Below are 15399 nucleotides of genomic sequence, written 5' to 3'. Positions count from 1 at the left end.
AGGAGCTACTGTGTTTAGACGCTCTGATGACAAGATCACGACGAAGCAGGCGGCTGTATTCCTGACCAATACCGTATTGGGCGCAGGGATTTTGACACTGCCGAGGGGTGTAACTGAACAAGTACAGACTCCTGATGCATGGCTTTCTGTCCTCATCGGTGGAGGTATTGTCATATTCGTCGTCTGGGTCATGGTGAAATTAAGTCAACAGTTTCCCGGAAACACCATATACCAATACTCCAGAAGAATTGTAGGCACTGTTCCGGGAGGAATCTTAAGCGTGCTATTGATTATATACTTTATAATCATTGCCGGCTTTGAAATACGTGTGTTAGCTGAAGTGACCATGTTTTTTCTACTCGAAGGCACACCCATCTGGGCGATTGTGATTCCATTTATCTGGGTAGGGAGTTATTTAGTTTTTGGAGGCATTAATCCCATCGTGCGACTGTACCAGATTGTACTTCCAATCAGTCTTTTCTTTCTGCTTTTTTGTTTTCTCTTTAGCTTAAGGATTTTTGAAATTGATCATCTTCGTCCCGTATTGAGTGAAGGGGTTTTGCCCGTCATCAAGGGGCTGAAATCAACTATCCTTGTTTTCAGTGGATGTGAAGTCGTCATGACACTGGTCGCTTTTATGCAGCACCCCGAGAAGGCATTTAAGGCCATGGTAGTGGGGATCAGTATCCCTTTAATTTTGTACTTTTTGACCGTAGTTATGGTCATCGGCGGGCTATCGGTAGATTCCACTGTGACAAGTACTTGGCCTACCATTAATTTGATGCGCAGTTTTGAAATCCCTGGATTTCTTTTTGAACGTCTAGAGTTTCCACTGCTAGTGATCTGGATGATGCAAATGTTTTGTAATTCCTGCAGTTTTTTCTTCAATGCATCCTTAGGTGTTTCACAGGTGTTTGGTTTTAAATATCGTTATGCGGTTTTCGGTTTAATCCCGCTAATCTTTATCTCCACAATGACTCCTGTTCGTATGATGGAAGTGTTTAGCCTGGGCGATGCGATCGGATATATGGGAATCCTATTATTTATTTTGATTCCGGTATTTCTCTCCATTGTGTTCATGATCAGGAAGAAGGGAATGAAGCAAAATGTGTAGACGACCTATCCTATCTGTACTGCTTGCCTTTATTCTTCTGGTGACTCAAGTCGGTTGTTGGAGCAGCAAAGAAGTAGAGGAACTTAGCATATATACAGGACTTTCTCTGGATAAGGGGGAGCTCACTCCATTGGAACAGGATCTGGAGAAGAAAGGTAGCCGTTACTTCAAGAAAAATAAAATTACGGCCAGCGTACAAATCGTCCCCAAAAAATCATCTGGAAGCCCAAACCAACAAGGCGGAGGAGGGGGACAAGAGCCAAACTATAACAACATAACTGGCACAGGAGATTCTTTGCTTGAAATCTTCCGGCAGCTCTCTCTCCGTTTGGATCGCCCCGTTATTGGCCACCATCTAAAGGTCATGGTGGTTGCCACCGATTTGGCGAAAGAACAGACGATGCAGCAATTGATGGATTTTGCGCTTCGTGATAATGATATTCGCCCGAGTTGCTTGGTCTTCTTAAGCAAGGGACGAGCAGCTAGTACTTTAGTTACCAAATATAAGGAAGAAGTCCCATCCATTCATATTCTGTATATGCTTCGTAACCATTTCAGAACCAGCAAGGTAATGAGGGGGGTCAATTTGTCTGAATTGGATGGGATGATGCATTCCAAAAAAAGCTATATATTGCAAAACATCACTGAATCCGATGGGGAATTGGAATTTTCAGGTGCTGGTATTATTAAAGGAGATACCGGTCACTGGATAGGCAGTTTGGACCAACAAGACGTGGAGAGTATTGGCTGGATTACAGGTGATGTTAAGGGCGGAGCTGTAAAAACATATGACAAGCGGAATGAAGCTATCACTTACGAAATCAAATCGGTAAAAAGCAAAATAACAACTAAAGTAACCGAAGGCAACGATATCTCGTTTCACGTAAAAATTGAATCCAAAGGACGTTTAATCGAAAACTGGGATGATAAAGCGGACCCGACTGAGACACAAAACATGAAGGAGGCTGAGAAAGAGTTTGAAAAACAAGTGACTCGCAGGATTAAGTCTCTTATGCACAAATTACAGTCAGAATATAAAGTCGATGTTGCCGGTTTTGGTGACCATTTGCATATTGAGAAACCGCAGGTGTGGAAAAAGGTAAAGGATAATTGGGATTACAAATTCAGCAAAACCCCCGTAACCTTTGATATAAAATTATCCATTACGGATTTAGGTTCATCTGCTGAATGAAATAGTCGCTCCTGAATTTACAGAAGCGACTACACACTTAATTCAAATTGATTTTAAATACATCCCCTGCATTGCCACCCAAAACGATCAAGCCACCTTTGGGCAGTACAACCGAATTGTTATTGCTAGCAGTTGAAAATTGTACAACTGCTCCGTTTTCATCATAGACAGCGAACCCTCCGCTTGTTGGAAAATCAACGGTCATCGTTTTATTGGCTGAGTTTTTATCTATTTTATACCATGTGGCTTGGCCATTAGATGGTACAGTGTGCACTGATTTTCCTCCCAAGATAGGTTTAGCAGCATCTTCACTGATATAGGATTGTCCATCTATGGTTAAATACTCCGAACCATCCTTGGTATAAAAATTCAGATCAAATGCATCTCTTCCACTCATAACTGGAATCTCAACGGCATTTACTGCTTTATTCTCATTCACAATTTTAGTACCACTTGCGTATCCATCATGATCAACGGATATTTTTTTCGTTATAAATGAGGGGGCCAGATAAAATATGGAAGATATCTTTTCATCCAAAGCATAATAAATTCTCCCGTTTCTGTTTTCCCATGCCTTTTTAACTGTGGGATTTACAGGATTGGCATCTAGCTTTTGATATTCATAAGTCACCATAACCATTTGACCTAATCCCGGAAAGTCTAAATATAGGTTAGCCTTAATATACGTTTTCCCGTTTTTTTGTTTGTCAAAGCTTATGGCTACACTGCCATCACTGCTTTTGAATTGTCCATTGCCTGTATACACATATTTTTGCGCCGGGACGAATCCATCCAAGAAAGCAGGTAAATCAAACTCACCGTTTTTAATCTCTACATTGATGGTTGTACCCACAGAACCGTATAATCCCGAATAAGAAAGTAAATCAGATGGCATTTCCACTTTTACAGGAGGCTCAAATGTTTTCTCAGGTATGATGTCTTTAATGATGCCCTTATCTTTTAAAAGTTCCAATAAAATGTTAGAAGCAAAAATACTATCTAAGATGGAAGACCCTCCAGATGAAAGCACAGCCATAGAAATATGATGCTCTGGTATGGTGATCAAAGTAGAGTGATACAAAACAGTATCCCCACCCTTGGATAACGCAGTTATTCCGTAATCACTAAACGGTGCCAACTGAACCGCATCCCAACCAAGTCCATAATTAAAGCTGTTTGTCTCTTCAGGTACCCATATTCCTTTTCGATATTCATGACTTTGCATGGACTTCGCCGATTGGGCAGATAGAATATCGGGTCTGTTCCCCGTTAACACTTCTGAAAACATAGCCACCTCTTCTGCGGTGGAGTATAAGCCCCCTGTCCCGATGACATTGGCATTTTCAACCGGTAAGGCCCCCTCAATCGCAGGAAAATAAGTTTTGGACAGCTTTTGTCTATCAAATTGATCGAGAGGTGTTTTGGTAGATTTCAAACCCAAAGGGGTACTCATATGCTTTGCCAGGAAATCGGTGTAACTTAGACCGCTCACCCGCTCAACTAATATTTCAAGCAATTGAAATCCATCATTGGTATATACGGAATATTCGCCAGGGTTTGATTTTAAAGTTTCTGATTGCAACCTTAGCAAGAGCTCATCATGATTTTCTGTATCATTGTTATTAAATAACATACTATTTTTATAGTGAGCACCATAAAGACCTGACGAATGATTTAACAGCATACGCGGTGTAATTTGTTTGTATCTTTCATCAGACATTTTAAAGTCCTTAATGTATGTTGTTAATGGCTGATCAATATCTACCTTATGGGCATCCACCAGCATCATCGTTGCAGCAGATACATACATTTTGCTTGTAGAGCCTATACCGAACATCGTATCTTTGGTGATCGGCTCGTTGGTTGCTTTATTCTTTACACCCACGCTATCCGATAATACGATGTTTCCATAATCCATAATGGCATACTGCACACCGCTAACACCGTATTTGGATACCAGCTCCGAGGCCAGACTGCGAGCCTTTTCCTTGATAGGTTCATCAGTGCCTTGAGCAAAAGTATTCGTCATCGGCAGTACAAAAAGCATAGCAGAAACGAACACAGCTATTATTTTCTTCATTCCATATTTCCTCCTCTTATAGCTTCACCAGATTTTATGACTGACCTGATCATACAATGAACGAGGATTCTATATAAAAAAACACCCTTAAACGAAAAAAACAATCCCTAAACAACATGATGTCTAAGGAATGTCCTTATAAAATGGCAATAAAACCATATTATTGAATACTTTATTTCTCGTTTCAATGGTCATATTCCCACCATATTTGTCACATATTCTAGATATATTGGTTAAGCCAATGCCATGAACATCTGGGTTTGATTTTTGACTATGCAAATGAGCCACTTCATTCTCCACATGATTAAGGATGTGAATGAAAAGCGCGGACTCATTGGAATGTATTTTAATAAGAATGTACCTGTCATCAGCAATCTTGACCTTTTTAGATGCTTCTATGGCATTATCCAGCATATTCCCTAGAACTACACATAAATCATAACGTTCAATATTTACTTTCTGTGAATATAAGTTAAGTTGGGTATCTACCTTGATGCCATTGGCTTGTCCAATGTTAAGACTATTCGTGACAAGGGCATCTATAACCAGATTACCGGTATTAACCCTTTGATATGCTCCTTCGATTTTATTTAAGGTAACCTTAATATGTTCACTCGCCTCAGCCAATTCATTTCTCTTGATACATTCTTCAATATACAAAAACTGTTGGTGCGTATCATGAATGATTCTTTTTATATTTTTGAAGCTGTGAACCGTTTTTTCATAATTGGCATCTTGGTAGTCCATCTGATCTTGTAATTGAGCATTTTCATGCATTAATTGAAATTTTTCAATGACATTATCAAAAATATATATGATAAAAACATTTAAGGAAATAAAGCCAATAATAGAACCAAAATAATACATATTCTTTTCACTATAAACAGATAAAACATTGACCTGGTATAAACTTATGATGGGAACGATTAAAAATAAAATATAGTAACGATGCTGCAAAGGGAAGGTTCTTCGTTTGGCAAATAACCGTATAATCTGAATGACAGCAAACATGATAATGCAGCTGAGTAACATAACCTTAGAGAATATCAAGTGATCTTGTTCACTCAAATGGCTAAAGTTGCTAATTTTAACAGAGCCTACAGCATATAAAATATAAAGAGATATAAAATTAACGATGGTTATCAATACAGCATAAAGGATAGAAAAGATGATCTTTGTCTTTATTTCCACTGTATACGATTGCGCTAAACTAAATATGACAAGTAATGCTAAAATCGAAGATATCGTAGGAGCCAAATAAACACTTAAATATAGGGAATCCAGCAACCCAAAAATAATGAAGTACACGAATCTGTTCGGCTTTCGATTGGACTTATCAAAAACCGAGTTAAAGTAAAAATTCACTTGGAAGCACATAACAAGGACAACGCAAAGATTAAGAAGCAGGGAGTTATATTCCATCATATTAATGCATCTTCATGATCATAAATTTGGTATATAGATCTTTAACTTCTTTTATTTTAGAACGCCCAATAGGTAACTTCACATCATTTGACATCAAAACATCACCGCCAGCAAATTTTTTCACATGAATTAAGTTTATAATAATCGAACGATGAATTTGTAGAAAATTATGTTCTTTTAATGCTGAAGCATAGTCCGAAAGAATCCCTTTGCTATCATAGGTTTGAGTAGAGGTTACAAAATGCAGTTTGTTTTTTATGGTTAAGCTTTTGACCACTTCAATACTAATGATATCATCATATTTTAAAAGCACTTCCTCATAAGCTGACTTGATGATAACGAATTTTTTATCGAGAGATTGAAAATATTGACACAGCTTTATCATTTTTTCCTCAAAGATATGGGGAGCAATCGGTTTTATTAAATACTGAAATGTGACTACGTCAAAACTTTCCACCATATATTCAGGGTAGCTCGTTAAAAAAACAATCTGTTCATCCAGGTGATTTAAACTCCTTATTTTTTGGGCGGTTTGGATTCCGTTCATGCCACTCATTTCAACATCCAATATTAAGATATGGAATGGAGACTCATGGTTTTGATAATGAGATACCAGCTGTTCTCCGGAGTCGAATAATTCAACTTTAAATTCTATACTGGTCTTTATCGACAAAGTAATCAGCATATTTTTAACAAGCTCTCTCTGCTTGTGCTCATCATCGCAGATAGCCACTCTATACATAAATAACATACACCTCGTTCCCATTGCATTGATCATGGAATTGTATTCTAAACAGTATATAACCTTTTAATATTCTATAAACAGCTTTTGGATAAAACGCAAATTCAAATCCCTCAAATGCCAGTATACAAGCTGCTCAGCAGTTGCATCCAAGGTAAAAAAGAAACCCTCGTCTTAAAAGACGGGGTTTCTTAACTATATTATTGATCGTTATTTTAAAAAATCTGCTCTCTTGTCTCCACCGTGGGAACGTCTGGCAAAGTCGACAAATTGGAATTTGTCCAGCCGATGCCTTGACTCGGTATACTGGAACAACGTGGTGTCCTCCAGATAAACATAGTTACGTACTACGACCACATGAGTGTAGTTCTGAAGGTCCATCAGCCTATGATCTTCTTCGTCTGCATTTTCTACGGAAACGACTTTTTTTGCATAACTGATTTGAAGATGGAGCTCTCCCTCCAAATATTCGTAGATGGATCCACGACTAATTTCCTCAGTAAGCACAGATACAATGTCTGATCGAAAGTAATCTTTGTCCAATATGACGCATTCACCTTCAATTTCACGTGCACGAACGACTTTCCAGACCAAATATTTGTCTTTGTCAATCTCAAGATGATTGGCTATGTCATCTGGAACTGGAAGTAGTTGATTTTCATGTACAATGGTTCGTGATGTACGCCCAATCCGTTCGGACATTTCCTTAAAACTGACCAGACCTCCTATAGGAAAATCCATCCGTCCCATATCCAGAACAAAAGATCCTTTAGCTTTTATTTTATGGATATACCCATTTTGTGCAAGCAAATGGAGTGCCTTACGTACGGTTTCGCGAGAAGTGTTATACTCCCGGGCCAGTTCATTTTCAGATGGCATTTTCGTACCTGGAGCCAATTCGCCTGTCTGAATCTGTCCCGAATAATCCTGATAAATTTGCAAAAATATATTCTTTGTCAATTTTCATCACCACGTTCATTGTAGCATTCTTTCACTTCCCTGTTCACTATAATAGACTGTGCGAATTGAAACTGAATTAATTCCTATGACCTGATGAAGAATTCAAATGAATTTTCATTAAGGTATACTGCAAATCGTCTGCCTCACCTGGCAGTTCCTCAACCGATTTAATCATACTTTGGCCATCCGGGACAATGACAGGTGTAATGATGGGATATCCAGATTTCTGAATCAGATCACGGTCAAATTCCATCAATAGTTGTCCTTGCTTCACAGTTTGATCTGTCTCCACATGTATGGTGAATCCCTCACCCTTCAGTGACACCGTATTGATCCCCACATGTACCAGAATCTGTACCCCTGTCGGATGCTCCAAAATCAAGGCATGCTTGCTTTTCATCATGATATGAATAACTTTTCCGCTGAAAGGGGCAAGAATCTTACCATCCTTCGGTTCCACTGCGATACCCTGTCCCATCTGCCGTTCGGCAAAAGCCGGATCAGGAACCTGCTCCAACGGCACAACACGTCCCAGTACCGGAGTCTTTACTTCAAGCACATCCAGTGCAGAATCTTGACGGCCCGAATCTTTCCGTACGGAGTCGTTAGCTGGTGTAGCTGGAGTCTGACGGCGCTTATTTAGCAGTTTTCCATACATAAAGGTTAAAGTGAACGGTACAATCAATACGATCGCCATCCCAATGAAGAATACACCCCAGTTGTTTGGGAAAATAGACAAGAAGCCTGGAATCCCTCCCACACCAATGGAAGAAGCCATCACATGATTTACGGTAAGCAGTATACCTGCGATACCGGAACCGATCATTCCAAATACGAACGGATATTTATATCGGATATTCACCCCGAATATGGCAGGCTCGGTTACACCCAGAAAAGCAGACACAGAAGAGGTAAGAGCCAACCCTTTTCCCTTTTGCTCCTTCAATACTAGCATCATGGCCAATGCTCCGGCCCCCTGAGCGATATTGGACAGCGCCAGCATCGGCCAGAGGAACGTTCCACCCTGCGTACCAATTAATTGCACATCCACCGCCAGGAAAGTATGGTGCATTCCCGTAATCACGAGCAAGGAGTACAAGCCTCCATAGATCAAGCCTCCCACCGCAGGAGCCCAATCGAAAACGTATACAAGACCAGACGTAATAGCATTACCAATCATAAAAGTAACCGGACCGATCACTGTAAAAGCCAGAAATCCCGTTATTAATAATGTAATCGGTGCCACGAGTAACAGCTTAAATGAATCCGCTATCTTTTTATTTAGGAATTTTTCAATTTGTGCAAGTACGTAAGCGGATACTAAAACAGGTAAAACCTGTCCTTGATAACCAATCTTGTTCACTTCCCACCCAAACAAATTCCAAACCGGAACGGTTCCTTGGGTAACGGCATCCGCATAACCGTATGCACTTAATAAATCTGGGTGAACCAGAATCAGACCCAGTACAATCCCGAGTAAAGGACTGCCGCCAAACCGGACAACGGCTGACCATCCAATTAAGGCAGGTAGGAATGTAAAAGCGGTGCTGGCAATGGTGTTAATGATAGCAGCAAAGTCAGTCCATTGAGGATAGACCTGAACCAGAGCCATACCTTCGAAGAAAATCCCCTTGCCTGTCAAAATATTATTTATTCCAAGTAATAAACCTGCAGTCACGATTGCGGGCAAGATGGGGATAAAAATATCTGCCAGCGTCTTGATGGCACGCTGAATTGGATTTTGTTTTTTGCTTGCTGCATTTTTGACATCGTCTTTAGAAGCCCGACTACCTCCTGTAATGGAGATCATTTCGTTATATACCTTATCCACCAGGCCTGGACCAATCACGACCTGATACTGTCCTTGTGAAGAAAATTGGCCTTTGACCAAATCATTTTGTTCAAGTGCTTCTTTATCGACCAGCTTATCATCATAAAGGGCAAATCGCAGACGAGTTACGCAATGCGTAGAGGCCTCTATGTTGTCTTTGCCACCAACGGCTTTTATAATGTCTTCTACCTGTGATCTTTCAATCGCCATTTAGCCCACTCCCTTAACGTTTGCTCTTTTTTAGCAGCAACCCCGGTTATAAAAAATAACGTTCCCGGGGTACTACTAGTTATCTCCATACTATTCACTAAGACTACGGACAATCCACATATATGAAGCATATGGGGCCAAAGTGATCTCTTGTTTTAGCTCCGGGACGTGCTGGGTATTACCTATTAAAAGCTCAGCCGCACCCAACGCTTGATTTTTTAATGATGAATAAAATGAATCCGGTATACGGAATTGCGCATCCTGTCCGCTAAAATTAGAGATGACGATCAAAGTCTCCTCTTCATTGCTGCGTTGATAGGCGTAGACCTGAGGATGAGCTTCGTCCAAACGTTGATAACTCCCGTCAGTAAGGACCTGCACCGTCTTACGCAGGTGAATCAGCTGACGGTAATGATTGTAGATCGAGTTCGGGTCCTCTAACTGAGACTGAACGTTGATCTGTGGATATCGTTCATCTACCTTAATCCAAGGCGTGCCTGTAGTGAAGCCCGCATTGCGAGTGTTATCCCACTGCATCGGTGTCCTCGAATTATCACGAGACCGCTCTCGAATGATATTCAATGCTTCTTCTGCACTTTTGCCTTGTTCCTGTAAGATACGATACATATTCAGAGATTCAACATCCCGAAACTCTTCAATATCTGCCCACTGCGGGTTGGCCATCCCAATCTCTTCACCTTGAAATATATAGGGCGTTCCTTGAAGACCATGTAACGTGGTTGCCAGCAGCTTGGCGCTTTCCGCATGGTATTCGCCATCATCCAAAAAGCGAGAGATCGCCCTTGGCTGATCATGATTGTTAAAAAACAATGCACTCCAGCCGCCACCTTGTTGCATGCCCGTTTGCCAATCCGAGAATAGCTTCTTCAACAATTCAAAATCATATGGCATCAATTCCCACTTATGTCCATTTGGATAATCTACCTTCAAATGATGAAAATTAAAGGTCATGGACAATTCTTTTCTTTCTGGATTGGAATAACGGATACAGTGATCCAGTGAGGTGGAGGACATCTCCCCTACAGTGACACTGTTATACGCTGAGAATACTTTCTCATGTAATTCATGAAGGTATTCATGCACACTTGGGCCGTCCGTATAATACTTACGCCCGTCCCCAGGAGCCGTGCTTCCATCGTCGTCCGAGAATTGCTGATCTTTGGAAATCAAATTAATGACATCAAGTCGGAAGCCACTAACTCCCTTCTCTGCCCAAAATTCCAGCACATTAACAACTTCCTGACGAACTTTGGGATTTTCCCAGTTTAAATCCGCCTGCGTCTTATCAAACAGTGTCAAGAAATATTGGTTTGTAGCCTCGTCATACTGCCAAGCTGGTCCACCAAACTTGGAAATCCAGTTGTTCGGAGGTCCTCCATCGGGTGCTGGGTCACGCCAGATATAATAGTCCCTGTACTCACTATCCTTAGAAAGCCGCGCCTGCTGAAACCAGACATGCTCTGTGGAAGAATGGTTAACCACGATGTCGATCATCAAGTGCATCCCACGCGCCCGAATTTCCCGGCTCAATTCTTCAAAATCCTGCATTGTTCCATAGTCAGGATTAATCCGGCAATAATCGGCTACATCATACCCGTTATCACGTTGTGGTGAGACATATACAGGCTGCAACCAGACAATATCGGTACCCAGTTTTTGCAAATAATCCAGCTTTTGCGTCAGTCCTCTTATATCACCGGTTCCTTTACCCGTCGTATCGTTAAAACTTTTGGGATAAACCTGATAGACGACCGATTTGCGCCACCAGTCCTTATCTTGAGGAACCAAAGTCCTATTCGTTGCTTCCATTCATGCTCATTCCTTCCTTGCGAAATGAAGTAGCGTAAAAAATAATATAACGCTTTCAACATCTTGTATATACAAGATTAAGTCATGTATATACAAGTTGTCAACAGCTTTATTTATTAAGGTAATACCCGTTTTGCAGCTAAATGATCAGGAGACTCATCCATTCTGTCCGATTGTATGTTATAACTCGTAAAATAAGCTCAATTCACACGAAAAAAAAGCTCCTGCCTATAGTCAGGAACCTCCCTTTTCTATGATGGATACGGTATTCATTTACATCCATATCGATAGTGCACTATAAATCAGTAATAAGGCCATTATAATATTGAAGGAGTGCTCATACTTGTTCAAGAAGCGCTGAAACATAGCCCCAAAAACCGCCCAGCACACTACAGCTACAAAACCAATACAGGTCAGGAGTAATGAAATCGTAATAAGCTCTATATACGATACATCATAAGGCATTACAAACGTTGAAATGACCGTAATACCATACAAAATGACTTTTAAATTAATAAATTGCAGCAGCAATCCTGATTTGAAGGAATATCCTTCATTGTGATCATTATTTTTAGAAGAAGGTTTGCTCTTCGCTATTTTTATCGCCAGATAAAGCATGTACAGACTACCGAGTACATTCATCCAGATTTTAACCCGTGGCAAAAAATGATACAAAGCAAGATTAAAATAGCAGGCTAACAGCATAATAGCGAAACAGCCCGCTGTTACTCCCAGCAAAAATGGAAATGCTTTTCTCAAACCTAACCGCCTGGCACTGTCTAATGACATAATATTGTTGGGTCCGGGCGTAAAGCTGGTAACAATCACATAAGAAAGAAACGGAATAACCGGCATGCAACAATCAACTCCAGTATGTTATAATTGTATAAAGTGTGCGTTAAAACGCACGTTTGTACTTTATGATTGTACAATACGTTCTTTATAAAGCACAATAGGGGCGAATAATTATGGAGAATATTAATCTGATTTTAAGTAAAAATTTGAAATATCTAAGAAATGAACGAAAATTAAGTTTAGATAAATTAGCCGATCTGACGGGGATCAGTAAAACGATGCTTGGTCAGATTGAGCGGGGAGAATCAAATCCTTCGATTACAACCGTATGGAAAATTGCGAACGGTTTGAAAATCTCTTTCACTGCCCTGATTAATGAACCCCCTGCAGATGCAGTAGTCGTTCCGAAAACCAAGGTGCAAGTGCTTGAAGAAAATAATCACTATCGGTTGTATCCGTTTTTTCCCTATGAAGGAAGTAGAAATTTTGAGGTTTACACCGTAGAGATTGAAGCAGGCGGGGAACTGAGTTCAGCGCCACACCGTGAAGGTACAGAAGAATTTATTACGGTATTTGAGGGTGAAATGGTGATAAAAGTCAGCGAAGAAATGTACACAGTTAAAGCTGGAGATTCAATCCGGTTTAAAGCAGACCGTCCACACATTTACTATAATCTAGGAGAAACACTAGTTCGGATGAATATGATTATTTATTACTCTGTATAGTTCAATCTTGAAGACCATAAGCATACTAGTCTTTAAATTAAATGATCCTATTAAAATAAAGAGCTATTTTAATAGGATCATCGGAACAAATATTAAATGCTTTGCCTGTATGCTGTTTAGGAGATTTCAATCTGCTTAATTATTCGTGCTGGATTTCCAGCTACAACCACATGATCTGGAACATCCTTGGTTACTACTGCTCCTGATGCCACTACGACATTATTACCTATCGTAACACCAGGATTGATCACTGCTCTCCCGCCGATCCATACATTGTTGCCAATCTTAACAGGCTTTCCATACTCTGGGCCAGCGATTCGTTCAAACGGATCTATGGGGTGAGTTGCTGTGTAAATATGAACTCCTGGAGCCAGGAAACAATTATCTCCAATGCGCACTTCGCAAACATCCAAAATGGTACAGTCAAAGTTGGCATAGAAATTATTTCCAACATGGATGTTGTATCCGTAGTCACAACGTATGTTGGGTTCCATGCCTATATTTTCACCAGTTGATCCGAAAAGCTCCTTAAGTAACTTTTCACGGTACTCACGATCCGTCTCTGTCGTCTGATTAAAGAGACGGACACATCTTCTCGCATACTCTCTTTCACTCGTTAATTGAGGATCAGCAGCTACATACAGTTCTCCATCTATCATCTTTTGTTTTTCCGTTTTCATAGTCATGCGACAATCCCCTTTATTTTTTAATCTGATTTTTTCTTTCACTCCAATGGGTTGGGCTGCACCCGATATCAAACCAGCGACCATAACGCCAACAAGCACTACAATCAAGGCATGCAGAAGTTCCAACATGTTCACCTAAAAACCCTAAGCCTGGGGGATCTATAAGTAGTCCCGCTAAAGAAATGCAGCTAATCCAAAAATAATGATTCCCATTTCGGCAGTCGAGACATGTAAATTACCCCGTATAGTAGGCGTTCGAGATACCCAGGAAGCAAAAGCTACACCCGGTAAAGCGAACAACAAAAACAAGATATTACGAATTACCCGAGGATTCATGGATGATTCTACTGGCATTTACATATCTACTTATCACCACTTTTTATTAATGTTTTAATAAGTTATATCATAATTAGTCATTCTATTCGTATCCAAACTATTTGTCAAAAAGAGAACTATGGCTGCTTCCCCCCGACAGTTAGGTAAACACAAAAAAACGACCATAAGGTCGTTTTTTGCTAGTCTATGCTCTCTTTGAACGCATCCATAACATGATAGGAAGTAACGCCAGCGCCAGAATTCCTCCCGCATAAGAAAGTATGGAATAGCTTGAATTTGCTACGATCATCCCGGACAGTGCTCCTCCCGAAGCTCCTGCCAAAGCAATAAGTACGTCCACCGATCCCTGTACCTTAGCTTGATTAGATATTGTCGTCGAATCTACAATCAAAGCGGTTCCACTAATCAGTCCAAAATTCCACCCTATCCCTAAAAGAGAAAGCGCCACAATAAGCAAAACCATCGAATCAGTGGGAGCCAACGCAGCTACTACGCCAGCGAGAAGTAGCGTTACAGCTGAAGCCATCGCCATCGCTATACGACCAATCTTATCGACAAGAATACCCGTAACTAGAGACGGAAGATACATAGCACCAATATGAAAACCGATGACTAATCCTACTTCGCCGAGTCCATGTCCATGGTGCTTCATATGTACGGGAGTCATCGTCATAATCGCAACCATGACAATTTGAGTTATTATCATGATTAAAGCGCCAAGAATAATTCCTTTTCTACCATCACGAGTAGCCTCAAGATCAGAAGACGACTGGCTTCCTTGTGCCGCCTGATTCGCAACTGCTTTGGCCACCAATAAAGGGTCAGGATGAAGAAGTAGCAATAATATTATGCCTGCTAATGTATAGGCTACCGCCGCTAAAAGAAAAGGTCCCGCTAAACTGGGAACTCCAATGGATAACGCAAACTCTCCGGTAACGTTAACTAAGTTGGGACCGGCTACCGCTCCGATCGTTGTAAAGACCATAGCCATACTCGCAGCTGTTGCCCTCTGCTTTGAACTTGCGAGATCTGTACCGGCATAACGAGCCTGCAGATTTGTAGCCGTTCCCGATCCATAAACAAGAAGGGAGACTAGAAGCAGGGTAATACTATTCATAAGGGCTGCAACAACGACACCGATCGCCCCAACTCCCCCTGCAATAAAACCGAGTCCCAGCCCCATTCGTCGGCCGAATCTTTGGGAAAACCGACCAACGAGGAGCGCTGCAGCCGCTGAACCAAGTGTAAATAGTGCCGCAGGAATCCCCGTAAATTTATCCGTACCCAGCATATCTTGCGCCAACAACGCACCAACGGTTACTCCGGCAGCAAGTCCGGCGCCTCCAAAAATTTGAGAGAAAATAACGGTGATAAGCGTACGACGATACAGTTTTCTTTGCTTATCTGAAGATTCCGCATAGGAATTGATAAGCGCTTGCCTCTTCTGCGAAGCATTCGTCAAATTCATTAAGG

The 15399-nt window shown here is 40.9% G+C and carries 12 protein-coding genes and 1 pseudogene; 3 read left to right on the top strand and 10 right to left on the bottom strand.

Translation table 11 applies throughout. The features are described 5' to 3' along the window. Window positions 1-10 precede the first annotated feature (10 nt). Both MKY16_RS03395 and MKY16_RS03390 read left to right on the top strand, forming a co-directional pair. Window positions 11-1114: a GerAB/ArcD/ProY family transporter gene (locus MKY16_RS03395; RefSeq protein WP_029515883.1), complete on the top strand. Its 1104-nt coding sequence runs from the start codon at window positions 11-13 to the stop codon at window positions 1112-1114. Beyond that, the gene (locus MKY16_RS03390) at window positions 1107-2306 is read left to right on the top strand and encodes a Ger(x)C family spore germination protein (protein WP_241113470.1); all 1200 of its coding nucleotides are present in this window, start codon (window positions 1107-1109) and stop codon (window positions 2304-2306) included. Before MKY16_RS03395 ends, MKY16_RS03390 begins: the two co-directional genes overlap by 8 nt. Before the next feature lie 37 nt (window positions 2307-2343). Here MKY16_RS03390 and MKY16_RS03385 read toward each other — a convergent pair whose 3' ends face one another. From MKY16_RS03385 to MKY16_RS03355, 7 genes are all read right to left on the bottom strand, one after another. Next, on the bottom strand, window positions 2344-4386 hold the full coding sequence (locus MKY16_RS03385; protein WP_340954112.1) for a serine hydrolase domain-containing protein: 2043 nt from the start codon (window positions 4384-4386) through the stop codon (window positions 2344-2346). Window positions 4387-4509: 123 nt separating this feature from the next. Beyond that, a complete protein-coding gene (locus tag MKY16_RS03380) occupies window positions 4510-5811 on the bottom strand; it encodes a GHKL domain-containing protein (RefSeq protein WP_340884269.1) in 1302 nt (433 codons plus the stop codon). A gap of 1 nt (window position 5812) precedes the next feature. After that, complete coding sequence (locus MKY16_RS03375) at window positions 5813-6553, bottom strand: LytR/AlgR family response regulator transcription factor (RefSeq protein WP_165148237.1); 741 nt, start codon at window positions 6551-6553, stop codon at window positions 5813-5815. Between the two features lie 210 nt (window positions 6554-6763). Beyond that, on the bottom strand, window positions 6764-7513 hold the full coding sequence (gene treR, locus MKY16_RS03370) for a trehalose operon repressor (protein WP_069010927.1): 750 nt from the start codon (window positions 7511-7513) through the stop codon (window positions 6764-6766). A gap of 76 nt (window positions 7514-7589) precedes the next feature. Continuing rightward, window positions 7590-9554, bottom strand: coding sequence for a PTS system trehalose-specific EIIBC component (treP, locus tag MKY16_RS03365; RefSeq protein ID WP_340884268.1), 1965 nt, complete (start codon window positions 9552-9554; stop codon window positions 7590-7592). 90 nt (window positions 9555-9644) lie between these two features. After that, window positions 9645-11384 carry an alpha,alpha-phosphotrehalase gene (treC, locus tag MKY16_RS03360; RefSeq protein WP_340884266.1) on the bottom strand — a complete coding sequence of 580 codons (1740 nt, stop codon included), beginning with the start codon at window positions 11382-11384 and terminating at the stop codon, window positions 9645-9647. A gap of 273 nt (window positions 11385-11657) precedes the next feature. After that, on the bottom strand, window positions 11658-12239 hold the full coding sequence (locus tag MKY16_RS03355) for a LysE family transporter (protein WP_340884264.1): 582 nt from the start codon (window positions 12237-12239) through the stop codon (window positions 11658-11660). 110 nt (window positions 12240-12349) lie between these two features. On the opposite strand from MKY16_RS03355, the gene MKY16_RS03350 reads away from it, so the two are divergent. Beyond that, window positions 12350-12904 (top strand): helix-turn-helix domain-containing protein, encoded by a 555-nt coding sequence (locus tag MKY16_RS03350; protein ID WP_081317545.1) that lies wholly within the window; start codon window positions 12350-12352, stop codon window positions 12902-12904. 116 nt (window positions 12905-13020) lie between these two features. Here the strand turns inward: MKY16_RS03350 and MKY16_RS03345 are convergent, their stop codons facing one another. The 3 genes and pseudogenes from MKY16_RS03345 to MKY16_RS03335 form a co-directional block, all read right to left on the bottom strand. Then, window positions 13021-13590 carry a sugar O-acetyltransferase gene (locus MKY16_RS03345; RefSeq protein ID WP_029515893.1) on the bottom strand — a complete coding sequence of 190 codons (570 nt, stop codon included), beginning with the start codon at window positions 13588-13590 and terminating at the stop codon, window positions 13021-13023. Between the two features lie 183 nt (window positions 13591-13773). Beyond that, a pseudogene (locus MKY16_RS03340) lies at window positions 13774-13926 on the bottom strand (MFS transporter); the annotation flags it as partial. A gap of 184 nt (window positions 13927-14110) precedes the next feature. Next, a complete protein-coding gene (locus MKY16_RS03335; RefSeq protein ID WP_069010922.1) occupies window positions 14111-15394 on the bottom strand; it encodes an MFS transporter in 1284 nt (427 codons plus the stop codon). Window positions 15395-15399 lie beyond the last annotated feature (5 nt).

The organism is Paenibacillus sp. FSL L8-0641, from assembly GCF_038006265.1.
Lineage (GTDB): Bacteria > Bacillota > Bacilli > Paenibacillales > Paenibacillaceae > Paenibacillus > Paenibacillus polymyxa_D.
Note: the sequence above shows the minus strand (reverse complement) of the source record. Positions and strands in the feature narration are given on the sequence as shown.